We start from the raw sequence: 12,907 nt of genomic DNA on the forward strand, positions 1-12,907 counted from the left end.
TGCGCTGGTTTGAGTATGAATATATGGTCAAGCGAGTTTATCCTCCTTATGGTCAGTGTGGGACAAGGTAAAACACTCGTTTATCTTACATTTACGTGTAACAGTAAAACGTTAACAACTCACTAGATAACGACTTGCATTTACAATGAACATTAACAAGTACTTTATACGGCATAGTGTATAACATTGAAACTATGCTGTTTTGCAGTACCAGCGAACTTACGTTGACATATCTTGCACTTATATTTTAACAATTAACACTTACATGGTTCTATAACATTAAAAACTAAAACTAACAAAACGAACATTTAAAATAAACGATTTACGGCTCATTAGTTGTACTAGGTACATATTGCTGTAAAAACAGCTTAGCCTTGTCATGCGTTTAGGTCTTGCTACTTACGTTATTACTTTTTACTTTAAAACCTAACGTGTTAATACATGGAGCGTATAACAAACTCTCATTTACTGTTATTACATTTTTCGTCAAGTCTAGATGTCCTCCTTTTTAGTTGATAATTAAAAATTATTTAAGGTGTCTATAAAGTATCAAAACTCAACTAACGGTAAAAGTTAACGCATTACATAAATAAATATTTATACGATTTACAGTTTTTACTATACAAATAACACTAAGTAAACTAATAACTTTCAATAAAACCAACGTATTGCACTTACATTAAACACCTACATTAAATCTCACGCTAAAAACGCTAACTTGTATATCAGTGTAAATATGACTCACTTCAAATCACTAATCTACTTCTAACTAAATGTGACAGTTGTTACCTCATTTATCTCAGTGTTTAGCACGCATTGGTGCCGACCCGTCTTACAATAAGCACTTTTGGTAATTTAGCTTTTGATCATGTGACTTTTGTTTATTTTTACCTAGGCCTCCATTGTGGATATAAAAAATTGGATAGTTAAAGGTTTCGCTAATGTACTCGTTGCGCTGTACTCGGCTCCTTATGTTAACTCTGGTGTTCAGCAATGCCGCCTGTTTCTGGTGGTAATCCTGTTATTCGGTCAAAATTGAGCACTACTTTTAGTGAATGCCAACATACTTGATTGTAACTAATATCAACAATATCAATATTATCAAATTGTTCGCTTTGCGTTGCCTCCTTTCCTAACTCACTATTGAAAGTGGAACCTAGTTGAAAGTATAACGTTGAGCTTTTGAACGTGGAAATTATAAGTAAAATTAATCATTAACAGTAAATCTTAGAACTTAAAACCCTTAGTGCTTAAAATCTTAGTACTTAAAACTATATAGCTTAGATTGGTCGTTCTCCTTAGTTATATCCAGTAACGTTATTTATAAATTAATATCTGTTAACCATATGTGTAAATCAAAATTTAAAGTAAATCAACATTTGAAACGATTTAAATTCGCACCACTTCGATTCTTGCTGTCACTTTGTAAAGTGTAGTAGGTATTTAGTCAAACGAACTGTTTTTTTCATCATTAAAATGATTGCACTAAGCTTTTGTAAAAACTGTGATCTGATTAAATATTTCTACTTTATTGCTCTCAAAGTGATGCGTTTCTCGCACTCACAAAACTTAAATTATGCCGCATCTTCCTCCTCGTACTCGTCGTCAACTTCAACAATATTATTAGTCGGTGTTAATGATGTGGAACGTTGTGCTTCCGGTTTATGTGTTATGCGATTGAGCTGCTTCTCTAATTTTTGGCCCATGGCGTTAATCGCAGTATATAAATTTTCATGTTTTGCTTGAGCGAAGAGTTCTCCATTTGGGATGCCAACCGATGCTTCAATTTTGAAACCAGGTTTCTCCTCCGTAATGATTACATGGGGATTTATCATTTGCACATCATGCCTTGAAAGTTTCTCGAAACGGCTTTCAATACGTTCACGAATAGGAGATGTGACTTCAAGTTGCTTGCTAGTAATCTTTAGCATATTTCGAACCTTCTGTTGTTTCCTTGGATTTCAGATTACCAAGGTCTGCACTATAAAACGAGATCAAGATCACATTTTTGTGCCGGTTAGTTACTGTTCGTTGGATATTTGATCACTTAGACAAATATCAATAATTCCTAGCCAAAAAGCCTTGTATTACCTGCTAAATCGGGTCATATTCGATGGGATAACTCCGCAGTCTTTGCCCTTATTTACTTATATTTACTTTAAGTTTCATCCTAAATCCCGATAAAATACCTCAACTTATTTCATTCGTTCACTTTGAGTTTGCCCATTTTATGAATATTGAACACGTTAAGATTAAGGTCTGGGATTTACCCACGCGAATTTTCCATTGGGGCATGGTGTGTCTGTTGGCGCTTCTATGGTGGAGTGCTGACGCTGGCGAAATGCAGTGGCATCAAATTTTTGCTTATAGTTTGCTGATCCTCATTGGATTTAGGATCCTTTGGGGGATCATTGGTAGCGATACGGCAAGGTTTAGCCACTTTGTTCATCACCCTAAGGTTGTGCTCGACTACTTGAAAGCAATCAAAACTAAGGGAATGTCCGTTGTGCTGGGGCACAATCCTATTGGTGGCTACATGGTTGTCGCACTGATTGGGATCATTAGCCTGCAATTAGTCACAGGCCTTTTTGCGACTGATGATATTTTTACCGAAGGTCCGCTCTATAGCTATGTCAGTTCAGATACCAGTGGATTTTTGACTTGGCTACATAAGATGAACTTTAACCTTATCCTAGCGCTGAGTGCCATTCATGTACTGGCAGTGGTTATCCATGCTATCAAGGGCGATAAGTTAGTTGGTGCTATGCTCAGTGGCTACAAGAAGGTCTCTAAGGTGGCACTGTCATCAAGCGTGAATCGTGATCTTACATTCAAGTCAGAGTGGCTTGCCTTAGTGCTGCTGGCTGTATTAGCGGCTGTGGTCTTTGTGTATTTAATGTGGCCGATAGTGCAAGTGCTATAGTTTTACGCTGAGTGTTTGAGCAACAAAAAGCCTGCTAATTAGCAGGCTTTTTGATGGACGAAAAACTAAATAGAACTAGTCTTTCTTATAAACGTCGTGACAACCTTTACAGCTTTTTCCTGTGTTCATAAAGGCTTGCTTGATTTCAGCTTGATCACCTTTTTGAGCAACAGTTGCAAGAATGGCGGCATTCTCTTGGAAAGTTTTCATTTTTGCATCGAAATCAGCTCTGTCTTGCCAAACTTTGGCTAAGGCTTCAGTGTCGCCTTTGTCTGAGCCATCAATAAAACCTTCGAAAGGAATTTTTGATAATGCAGCAACATTCGTTGCGCGCATTGCGAAGGTTTCCGCTTCGAAAGGTTTTTTGCCTTTCATCATGGCAGCCATATCGCCGAAGTTATAAGCAATAAGACCAAATGCAGATTGGCGGTATTCAATCGCATCTTTAGAATCTTCGAAATTGTGTGCCTGTGCAGCTGAAGCCAATAGAGTACTGGCAACGAGAGTAAGTAGTAATTTTTTCATCGTATTCTCACAAATTAGCGTCGAAGTGTGACATTGCGCTTCTATTGTACACAAATTAACTTGATGTACTAGAAGCATTTTTGTCAGTTTTTGTTTGGATAAGATGACTAAACGTAACAAGTTATATGTATGTGGGCTGATGTTGGTTTAATAAGCAACGACTGTTCTGGAACGGGGGATTTTTTATTATGTAAGTCAGTCGTAGTTTAAGACCCTTCTAGTTTTATATGGATTTAAAATAAACGTCTAATTTTGTAATGAGTCATAGATACAAGAAGGGCAGCCTAGTGGCTGCCCTTCATTCAGTTAGAACCAATCATAACAAGTGAATCAGAGTAAATGAGAAGCTTAAGCTTCTAACTTAGCGAACTCTGATTTTTGTTCGTTGAGCTTGTCCATGTCACGCTTGAGATCGGTCATCTTAGCGCGCTCTTTGTCGATAACCTCGACTGGAGCTTTTGCCACAAAACCTTGGTTCGACAATTTGCCTTCAATGCGAGCGATCTCTTGGCCGAGTTTTTCAAGCTGTTTGTCGATACGGGCCATTTCGGCGGCGACATCGATTAAGCCTGCCATAGGGATCAGCAGCTCCATTTCGCCAATCAAACCTGTGGTCGACATAGGCGCAGTTTCGCCATCGGCTAAAATGGTCATGCTTTCTAAGCGGGCAAGCGTAGTGAAGAAGGTTTGGTTTGCTTCTACACGGGCTTTATCCTGCGCGCTAACACCACGAAGTAGGGCATTTAGCGGCTTAGATGGGGCAATGTTCAGTTCGGCGCGAATGTTACGCACCGCGACGATTACTTGCTTAACCCATTCTAAATCGGCCATTGCTGCGCTATCGACTTTAGCGGCATCAAATGTTGGGAACGGTGCCAGCATGATGGTATCACCTGTGACACCGGCTAACGGTTTAACGCGCTGCCAAATGGTTTCAGTGATATACGGCATCATAGGGTGCATCAGGCGTTGCATCGCTTCGAGCACTGTCACTAAGGTGTGACGGGTGCCGCGCATTTGCGCTTCGCTGCCGTTTTGCAATACCGGTTTGGTTAACTCTAAGTACCAGTCACAGAACTGGTTCCAAGTGAACTCATACAGGGTATTGGCCGCTAAGTCGAAACGGTAGGCTGTCATGTGATCGTCAAAGGTCTTAACGGTTTGATTGAACAAGCCGATAATCCAGCGATCGGCCAACGACAGTTCCATCTCGCCGCCTTTGTGCTCTGGTGAGCCTGGGCCGCAATCTTGATCTTCTGTGTTCATCAGCACGTAGCGTGAGGCGTTCCATAACTTGTTACAGAAGCTACGGTAACCGTCTAAGCGCTTCATGTCCCAGTTGATGTCACGACCCGTTGATGCCATTGCCGCAAGCGTAAAGCGCAGTGCATCAGTGCCGTGGGCTTCTATACCGTCGGCAAACTCTTTGCGAGTGCTCTTTTCAATCTTGGCGGCCAGTTGTGGCTGCATCATGTTGCCGGTACGTTTTTCAACGAGATCTTCAAGTCCGATACCGTCGATCATGTCTAATGGATCGAGTACGTTACCTTTAGATTTTGACATTTTGTTACCCGCTTCATCGCGGATAAGACCGGTTACGTACACGGTTTTGAACGGGACTTGTGGTTTGCCGTCTTCATCTTTGATGAAGTGCATGGTCATCATGATCATACGGGCAACCCAGAAGAAGATGATGTCAAAACCTGTCACCAACACGTCGGTTGGGTGGAAGGTTTTTAAATCTTCTAAATTGTCGGGCCAACCTAGTGTAGAGAAAGTCCACAGGGCTGAGCTGAACCAAGTGTCCAGTACGTCTTCGTCTTGGCGTAATGTCATTGAGTCGGCGATATTGTGCTTAGCACGTACCTCGGCTTCGTTGCGGCCGACATAGACTTTGCCGTTTTCGTCGTACCAAGCTGGGATGCGGTGACCCCACCATAATTGACGTGAAATACACCAGTCTTGAATGTCACGCATCCACGAGAAGTACATGTTCTCATATTGCTGTGGTACAAATTTAATGCTGCCATTTTCAACGGCTTCGATAGCCGTTTTCGCCATTGGCGCAACAGCTACATACCATTGGTCGGTCAGCATCGGCTCGATAACCACACCTGAGCGATCGCCGTAAGGCACTTTCAAGGCATGAGGTGCGATTTTTTCGAGCAGACCTAAGGTGTCAAATTCGGCGACGATAGCATCGCGGGCTTTAAAACGGTCAAGTCCGGCAAAACGTTCAGGCAGGCTGCCATCGAGCGTTTTGTTGAAAGTACCGTCAGAGTTCACCACTTCGGCGCTCACGCGAATGGCGGCATCTAAGGTCAGTACGTTGAACATTGGCAGGTTGTGACGTTTACCGACTTCATAGTCGTTAAAGTCATGGGCTGGAGTGATCTTCACGCAGCCAGTACCAAAGGCCATGTCGACGTAATCGTCGGCCACGATAGGAATGCGGCGGTTAACAATCGGCAACAGAATAAACTTACCGACCAGCGCTTGATAGCGTTCATCATCGGGATGCACTGCAACCGCACTGTCGCCGAGCATGGTTTCTGGGCGCGTGGTAGCGACTTCTAAATAGTCTTTACCATCGGCTGTCAGTTCACCGTCGGCCAGTGGATAACGCAGATGCCACATGTGGCCCTGTTTTTCTTTGCTTTCCACTTCTAAATCAGAGATAGCCGTGTGCAGCTTTGGATCCCAGTTGACCAAACGCTTACCGCGATAAATCAACTCGTCTTCGTACAGACGTACAAACACTTCTTGCACGGCCTTGGACAAGCCTTCGTCCATAGTGAAACGCTCGCGGTCCCAATCAACAGAAGCGCCCATACGACGTAGCTGCTTAGTGATAGTGCCGCCCGATTGCGCTTTCCATTCCCACACTTTATCCATAAAGGCATCGCGACCTAGGTCATGGCGATTTTTGCCTTCTTCGGCTTCAAGCTTACGCTCAACCAACATTTGGGTGGCGATACCCGCATGGTCAGTACCGACTTGCCATAGGGTATTTTTGCCTTTCATCCGTTGGTAACGGGTTAAGGTATCCATAATGGTGTCTTGGAAGGCGTGGCCCATGTGCAAGCTGCCCGTCACGTTAGGTGGCGGGATCATAATGCAATAATTGCCTTTGGATTCATCGCCGTGTGGCTTGAAGTAACCTTGCTCTTCCCAGTTTTGGTAAAGCGTTTGCTCGATGGACTGCGGATCGTATGTTTTTTCCATGGGAACGTGTCTGTCTCAAACTAATTAAGTGGATGTGTTGCTAAGTCTTGGGTCTGTAAATTGACCCCTAAGCCGCGATACTGTCGATAACGTTCGCGAGCGACCGCTTTATGCTGATCGTCATTGGCAACAAAATCGATAATGTGGCCAAAGTTTACCGCAAATGGGGGCGCTTGGTCTGCAAGATTAATCAGAACTTGGCGACTTTTGTTGGCGCCGAGGCGATCAAAACCAATTTCTACCGGCGATCCCGTCATCGGGCCTTCACCTTTGAGGTTATGAGGTACAAAGGCACTTGGCTCAAACTGCCATAAAAGTTCATCAATCGCATGGGCTTGCTGCTTATCTTGGCAATGGATATAGACCCATTGTTGTTTCACAAAAGCCTGCTGCGCCAGTTGGCATGCCAGAAGATGCATCTCGCAAAGTGCAGGGTTCGCATTCACGGTTGCAACAGATGAATCAGCCTTGGCCGTTGATGCCACTGGCGGCATGAGATAAAACAGCACTTGAGTCATGATTTCAATGCCTTGCTTCACTTGTTTTAGTGGCGAACGAAAGCAACAGTTTACACTAAAAGTTGCTAGGGGTTAATGGTGCAGTATTGGCCTAAGGCTAGAGTGTGAGCAAGCTTAGCTGACTTGTTTTTATTTCAGTGTATTTGCGACAGAGACAGATTGAAAATGCTTGTGACCATTACAGGTCTCTGTCTCGATTACTACCATCTAGGCTCTGAGAGTGGGCACTGTCTAGCATGTGAGTCGGTTATGCATCAATAGATGAGTGATAAATGAAACAACCACCTTTACCACTGCGCTTAATTTGATACATGCTGCTATCAGCTTGATGAAATAGGGTTTTGGCATCCTGGGCTAAGTTGGGGAAGAGTGATGCTCCTATGCTACAACTTACCTTGAGGGTCACCTTTTCTAAAGGTACTGGTTTTTGTAACTCTTTGAGGATACGAGCTAATAGGGCTTCTACGGCGATAATGTTATTGGCTTCGGCCAACCAAGCAAATTCATCCCCACCTAAGCGACACACAAAATCATTTTTCCGTTGCATGTTTTTAAATCGTTGTGCCAATGCTTGCAGTAATTGATCACCTGTTTGATGGCCATAGTTATCATTAACTTGTTTGAAATCGTCTAAATCGATCAGCAACAAGGCTACATGGTTGGTTGGGTGTCGTTGTGCCCTGAGCAAGCAATTATTTAGTTCATTGTCGAATGCGGCTCTATTATACAAGTCGGTTAACGGGTCGTGGGTGGCTTGATGCATAATTTCGGCGGCGCTGCGTTTATAATCGGTAACATCACGTGCAATGGCGTAGAGTTGGCTCGTGTTCTCGCTCAGTGCGGGGCAGCGCCAAGAGAGCCAGTGCCACTGACCTTGATTATCGATATAGCGGTTTTCAAAATTAATGCAATCTTGGCCAGAACCTAAACCTTGTAAGGCTTGCACTGTAATCTCCAGGTCATCCGGATGAATAAGCTCAGTAATAGGTTTGGCTAATAATTCGTTTTGAGTGAAACCTAGTGTCGCCGCAAAAGCAGGATTAACTCTTTTAAAGTAACCATCAAGTGCCGCAATGCAGAGTAAATCGAGTGAGTTTTCAAAAAACCACTCCCAGTCTGCTTTAATTTGCTGATGACGGATTAACTCTGCTTGTAGGCACTCAGTCGTGTGAGTAAGCGTAGAGCGTTCTTGTTCAAGGGTATTAATGCGTTTCTCGAGATTTTCTAATTGCTCAATCTGGCTACGTAGGCGTTGGATGATATGCAGATCGTTTATTGGTTTATCGCTCATGAGATCACCTGTAATGCATTCAGCAATTAGCAGACTCTTCCATTAATGAGCGTTCAGTGCCCAGTTTGAATATCGTAATTTCGTCCTGAGAGTTATGGAGTCTAGTGGTAGTGCTTCGCCGCGCGAACATTAAGTATTAGTGCTAATACTGTGGTTCGCAAGTTGCGAATAAGGGGGGGAGCCTTTTATGCTGATGAACTCATTATGCGGTTATTGTTTTATAGCCTCAAACTTAAGTCATCAGGCTTAAAATACTCTTTTATATCAAGGCAAATGAGTTAGGGATTAGGGAGATTAGTTCTGTATTGCAGACATGGCAGTTAAGCCTGTATTTGGGGAAATAATGACATATAAAAAGCCAGCGACCGAATGTCACTGGCTTCTTTTGAAAACTTCAAGTCTCTTAGAGCGATACCAGTCTTTTGTTTGAGTGAGTCAAATTAAAGCTGAATAATCTTATTCGCCGAGTTCAACGCCAGCACGATTGATCAGGAACTGAGTCAATAGTGGCACTGGACGACCAGTAGAACCTTTGTTAGCACCGCTATTCCAAGCTGTACCTGCAACGTCTAAGTGAGCCCAGTTGTACTTTTTAGCAAAGCGTGAGAGGAAACATGCTGCTGTGATAGCACCTGCTGGACGACCACCTAAGTTGGTCATGTCAGCAAATGGACTGTCGAGCATATCTTGATACTCATCCCACAATGGCATGCGCCATGCGCGGTCACCACTTTGCTCACCGGCACTTAATAGCTCGTGTGCCAGTGGGTTATGCGATGAGAACAGACCCGATGCGTGTTTACCAAGGGCAATCACACATGCGCCAGTCAGAGTCGCTGTATCGATAACCAATTCAGGATCGAAACGCTCAACATAGGTCAACACGTCACACAGAACTAGACGGCCTTCTGCATCGGTATTTAACACTTCAACGGTTTGGCCTGACATAGTGGTCAGAATGTCACCTGGACGGTAAGCATTACCCGATGGCATGTTTTCACAGCCAGCAAGAATACCCACAACGTTGATAGGTAACTTCATGTCACAAATGGCTTTCATGGTGCCGATAACACCCGCTGCGCCGCCCATGTCGTACTTCATTTCGTCCATGGCTTCGCCTGGTTTCAATGAAATACCACCCGAGTCGAAGGTTAACCCTTTACCGACTAATACGATGGGTTTTTCAGTGCTATCGACAGCGCCCTTGTATTCCATCACAGTCATGATGGATTCGTTGGCACTGGCGCGACCGACTGCAAGGTATGAGTTCATGCCCAGTTTGGCCATTTGCTCTTCACCGATAGTGGTGACATGCAGTGTGTCGTGTACTTCAGCCATTTGGCGAGCTTGAGAAGCTAAATAGGCTGGATTACAGATGTTCGGTGGCATGTTGGCCACATCGCGACATAAGTGCATGCCGGCAGACACTGCCATACCATGCTCAATAGCGCGCTCACCTAAGGTTAATTCACGGCGAGTTGGGACATTGAACACTAATTTACGCAGTGGACGGCGAGTTTCACCTTTGCGGGTCTTCAGGGCATCAAAGCTGTAAAGACTGCTATTGGTGGTTTCAACCGCCTGACGTACTTTCCAATAAGTATCGCGGCCTTTCACGTGCAGTTCAGTCAAGAAGCAAACCGCTTCCATTGAACCTGTTTCGTTAAGGGTGTTGATTGTCTTAGTGATGATTTGTTTGTATTGGCGTTCGTCTAGTTCTCGTTCTTTGCCACAACCCACTAATAATACACGTTCACTCAATACGTTAGGAACATGGTGCAGCAACAACATCTGGCCAGGTTTACCTTCCAGATCGCCACGACGCAGTAGGTTACTGATATAACCTTCGCTAATTTTATCTAATTGCTCGGCGATACCCGACAGACGACGGGGTTCATAAACACCGACCACGATACAGGCTGAGCGTTGTTTTTCGGGGCTACCGCTCTTTACGCTAAACTCCATGAGCACTCCTAGATTCTTAAAGACAAATTTTTATATTTATTGGATAATGTCTGCTTGTCCCGAAAAGGGCCTAAGTTATTACTCCAAAGGTGATTTATTCTCGGCGCTTGAGTCACGCATTTCGTGACGTTAAGTTTACCTAGAACCCCTGAAGCTGGTCAGAAAACTATCAAAAGTAAACAGTTTACATGAAAGTTAGTCTGTTACCAGCAAAAAGATAAGTTTAGAGACCGGATCCTGCCTGTGATTGTATTTAAATACCTTATTCGAGAAGTTTTAAAGGCACAAATTGCGGTACTTTTAGTGCTGTTAACTATTTTTATTAGCCAGCATTTCGTGCGTATACTGGCCGATGCCTCCGACGGCGATTTTCCCGCCTCTTTAATCATGACCCTGATTGGGCTTAACTTGCCTTATCTGGTGATCTTAGTCCTGCCGTTAAGTTTGTTCTTGGGGATTTTACTGGCCCACGGCCGTATGTATTCCGAAAATGAGATGGTCATTCTCCACGGTGTTGGGGTCAGTGAGTGGTATGTCACCCGCGTGACGCTGATTCTTGCCGTGATCAATATGTTGTTTACCGGCTATTTATCCCTTTATGTCGCCCCTTGGGCAGAAGAGCAGCAAAACCAAGTGCTCGAAAAAGCCCAGTCCGAAGCCGGGCTTGCGGCCTTAGTACAAGGGCGTTTTCAGGCGAGCCCTAATGGCCGCGCGGTATTATTTGTAGAACGTATCGGTAAAGATAACGAGTTAGATAAAGTGTTTGTGGCCCAGTTGCCAGACCCTGATGACGAAACTGGCGTCACCAATGTGGTGGTGGCCAAGGGTGGGCGAGTGCAGGAAGATAGTTCAGGCGCGCAGCAATTGAACCTGAATGATGGCGTGCGTTATCAAGGCAGCCCGAAGGCGAAGGACTACCAAATGATCGAATTTGGTGGTTATAAAATGCAAATTAAAGAGCAGCAAGTCGACGAGCGTCGGCGTAAGTTATCTGCGTTGCCCGTCGATGAACTCGTAAAAGTCGAAGGGGCGGAAGCCGTTGCCGAATTCCATTGGCGTCTTGCCATTCCGCTGGCGATTCCTATCATGACCTTGATTGCTGTGCCTTTGGCGCGGGTGAATGTGCGTCAGGGTAAGTTCGCTAAAATGTTCCCTGCAGTACTCTTGTACCTTGGCTATTTTGGCCTCATGGTCGCCGGACGTAAGGCATTGCAAGATGGGATTATTCCATTGTATTTAGGTATGTGGTGGATCCATATTTCGGCGCTCTTGATGGGGCTGTTCTTGCTCGGCAAAGATAGGCCTATATTTAGTCGTATCTCGACCCTGTTTGCCCATAAGAAGGTGGCGGCATGAAGATATTAGACCTTTATATCGCCAGAGTATTGTTAAGCACTTCAGCGCTGTGTTTGCTGGTGTTGACTGGCTTGTCGGGCATCATTAAATGGGTTGACCAGCTGCGCTTAGTCGGTCGTGGCACCTATAGCATGATGGATGCGGGCATCTATGTGTTGTTTTTAGTGCCACGGGATATTGAAATGTTTTTCCCTATGGCCGTGTTGCTGGGCGCCTTGATTGGCATGGGAATGTTGGCATCGAACTCTGAACTTGTAGTGATGCAAGCTTCTGGCATGTCACGTTTGCAGATCACTATGTCGGCGATGAAAACCGCTGTGCCCTTGATGTTGCTGGTGATGGTGTTAGGGGAGTGGGGGGCACCGATTGCCGAGCAAAAAGCTAATGAGTTGCAAGCCATTAAACTCTCAGGCGGGAGTTTAATTAAGTCCCATCGCGGCATTTGGGCAAAGGACGGTGATTTGTTCGTGAACATTGGTGAAGTTGAAAACATCAATAAACTCAACAACATTACGCTTTATAAGTTCAATAGCGAACTTAAGCTCACCAACGTTGTGCATGCGGACCGCGCGGTGTTTTCCCAAGACCGCTGGCGTTTATTCGACGTCAAACGTACCGATTTAAGCTATGAGAAAGTCGTGCTTGAGTATCTGGAAGAAGATCAATGGCAGTCGAGTTTAACACCGGATAAACTCAGTGTAGTTTCGATTAAACCTGAGGCGTTATCTATCCGCGGTCTGGTCGGTTATCTCGATTACCTTAAGACCAACAGCCAAGATCCGAGCCGTTATGAGCTAGCGCTGTGGCGCAAGGTGATGCAGCCAGTGACGGTCGCTGTGATGATGTTAGTTGCACTGTCGTTTGTATTTGGGCCGCTGCGGACTGTGACTATGGGCGCGCGGGTATTGCTCGGGGTTGTGGCGGGTTTTAGTTTTTATATCAGTAATGAGATTTTCGGCCCTATGAGCATAGTGTATGAGTTACCTGCCTATGTGGGGGCTGTGGCACCAAGCTTGCTGTTTACCGGCGTTGCCTTCTACTTTATCCGGCGATGATACTCATCTTATTACTCCCCATTTAGTCTATAAGAACAGTTCCTAAAAA

9 protein-coding genes are annotated in these 12,907 nt (G+C 44.5%); 3 read left to right on the forward strand and 6 right to left on the reverse strand.

Annotated elements, in window-relative coordinates; all coding sequences use genetic code 11:
- Positions 1-1,574: 1,574 nt before the first annotated feature.
- Positions 1,575-1,931 carry a ribosome-associated translation inhibitor RaiA gene (gene raiA, locus MO387_RS00395; RefSeq protein WP_006080799.1) on the reverse strand — a complete coding sequence of 119 codons (357 nt, stop codon included), beginning with the start codon at positions 1,929-1,931 and terminating at the stop codon, positions 1,575-1,577.
- A 299-nt stretch (positions 1,932-2,230) separates the two neighbouring features.
- Between raiA and MO387_RS00400 the strand changes: the two genes are divergently transcribed.
- Entirely contained in the window at positions 2,231-2,923 is a 693-nt protein-coding gene (locus tag MO387_RS00400) for a cytochrome b/b6 domain-containing protein (RefSeq protein ID WP_107946843.1), read from the forward strand.
- A gap of 75 nt (positions 2,924-2,998) precedes the next feature.
- Here MO387_RS00400 and MO387_RS00405 read toward each other — a convergent pair whose 3' ends face one another.
- From MO387_RS00405 to pepA, 5 genes are all read right to left on the reverse strand, one after another.
- Entirely contained in the window at positions 2,999-3,448 is a 450-nt protein-coding gene (locus MO387_RS00405; RefSeq protein ID WP_006080801.1) for a cytochrome c, read from the reverse strand.
- A gap of 348 nt (positions 3,449-3,796) precedes the next feature.
- Positions 3,797-6,673 carry a valine--tRNA ligase gene (locus tag MO387_RS00410; protein ID WP_107946844.1) on the reverse strand — a complete coding sequence of 959 codons (2,877 nt, stop codon included), beginning with the start codon at positions 6,671-6,673 and terminating at the stop codon, positions 3,797-3,799.
- 20 nt (positions 6,674-6,693) lie between these two features.
- A complete protein-coding gene (locus MO387_RS00415; protein ID WP_006082599.1) occupies positions 6,694-7,191 on the reverse strand; it encodes a DNA polymerase III subunit chi in 498 nt (165 codons plus the stop codon).
- A gap of 247 nt (positions 7,192-7,438) precedes the next feature.
- Entirely contained in the window at positions 7,439-8,482 is a 1,044-nt protein-coding gene (locus MO387_RS00420; protein WP_107946845.1) for a diguanylate cyclase, read from the reverse strand.
- A gap of 456 nt (positions 8,483-8,938) precedes the next feature.
- Entirely contained in the window at positions 8,939-10,447 is a 1,509-nt protein-coding gene (pepA, locus tag MO387_RS00425; RefSeq protein WP_012197436.1) for a leucyl aminopeptidase, read from the reverse strand.
- 243 nt (positions 10,448-10,690) lie between these two features.
- Between pepA and lptF the strand changes: the two genes are divergently transcribed.
- Together lptF and lptG are read left to right on the forward strand one after the other, a co-directional pair.
- Positions 10,691-11,803, forward strand: coding sequence for an LPS export ABC transporter permease LptF (gene lptF / locus MO387_RS00430; RefSeq protein WP_012197435.1), 1,113 nt, complete (start codon positions 10,691-10,693; stop codon positions 11,801-11,803).
- Positions 11,800-12,858: an LPS export ABC transporter permease LptG gene (gene lptG / locus MO387_RS00435; RefSeq protein ID WP_006085768.1), complete on the forward strand. Its 1,059-nt coding sequence runs from the start codon at positions 11,800-11,802 to the stop codon at positions 12,856-12,858. The genes lptF and lptG overlap by 4 nt, the downstream gene beginning before the upstream one ends.
- The last annotated feature ends 49 nt before the right edge of the window (positions 12,859-12,907 follow it).

The sequence above is a fragment of the Shewanella sp. N2AIL genome (genome assembly GCF_022690845.1).
GTDB classification, from domain to species: Bacteria; Pseudomonadota; Gammaproteobacteria; order Enterobacterales; family Shewanellaceae; genus Shewanella; species Shewanella baltica.

What these genes read in the sequence shown, in the direction of transcription:
- lptG (WP_006085768.1), top strand. Translation starts at nt 11,800, where the DNA reads ATGAAGATATTAGACCTTTATATCGCCAGAGTATTGTTAAGCACTTCA.
- pepA (WP_012197436.1), bottom strand. Translation starts at nt 10,447, where the DNA reads ATGGAGTTTAGCGTAAAGAGCGGTAGCCCCGAAAAACAACGCTCAGCC.
- MO387_RS00405 (WP_006080801.1), bottom strand. Translation starts at nt 3,448, where the DNA reads ATGAAAAAATTACTACTTACTCTCGTTGCCAGTACTCTATTGGCTTCA.
- MO387_RS00410 (WP_107946844.1), bottom strand. Translation starts at nt 6,673, where the DNA reads ATGGAAAAAACATACGATCCGCAGTCCATCGAGCAAACGCTTTACCAA.
- MO387_RS00415 (WP_006082599.1), bottom strand. Translation starts at nt 7,191, where the DNA reads ATGACTCAAGTGCTGTTTTATCTCATGCCGCCAGTGGCATCAACGGCC.
- MO387_RS00400 (WP_107946843.1), top strand. Translation starts at nt 2,231, where the DNA reads ATGAATATTGAACACGTTAAGATTAAGGTCTGGGATTTACCCACGCGA.
- MO387_RS00420 (WP_107946845.1), bottom strand. Translation starts at nt 8,482, where the DNA reads ATGAGCGATAAACCAATAAACGATCTGCATATCATCCAACGCCTACGT.
- raiA (WP_006080799.1), bottom strand. Translation starts at nt 1,931, where the DNA reads ATGCTAAAGATTACTAGCAAGCAACTTGAAGTCACATCTCCTATTCGT.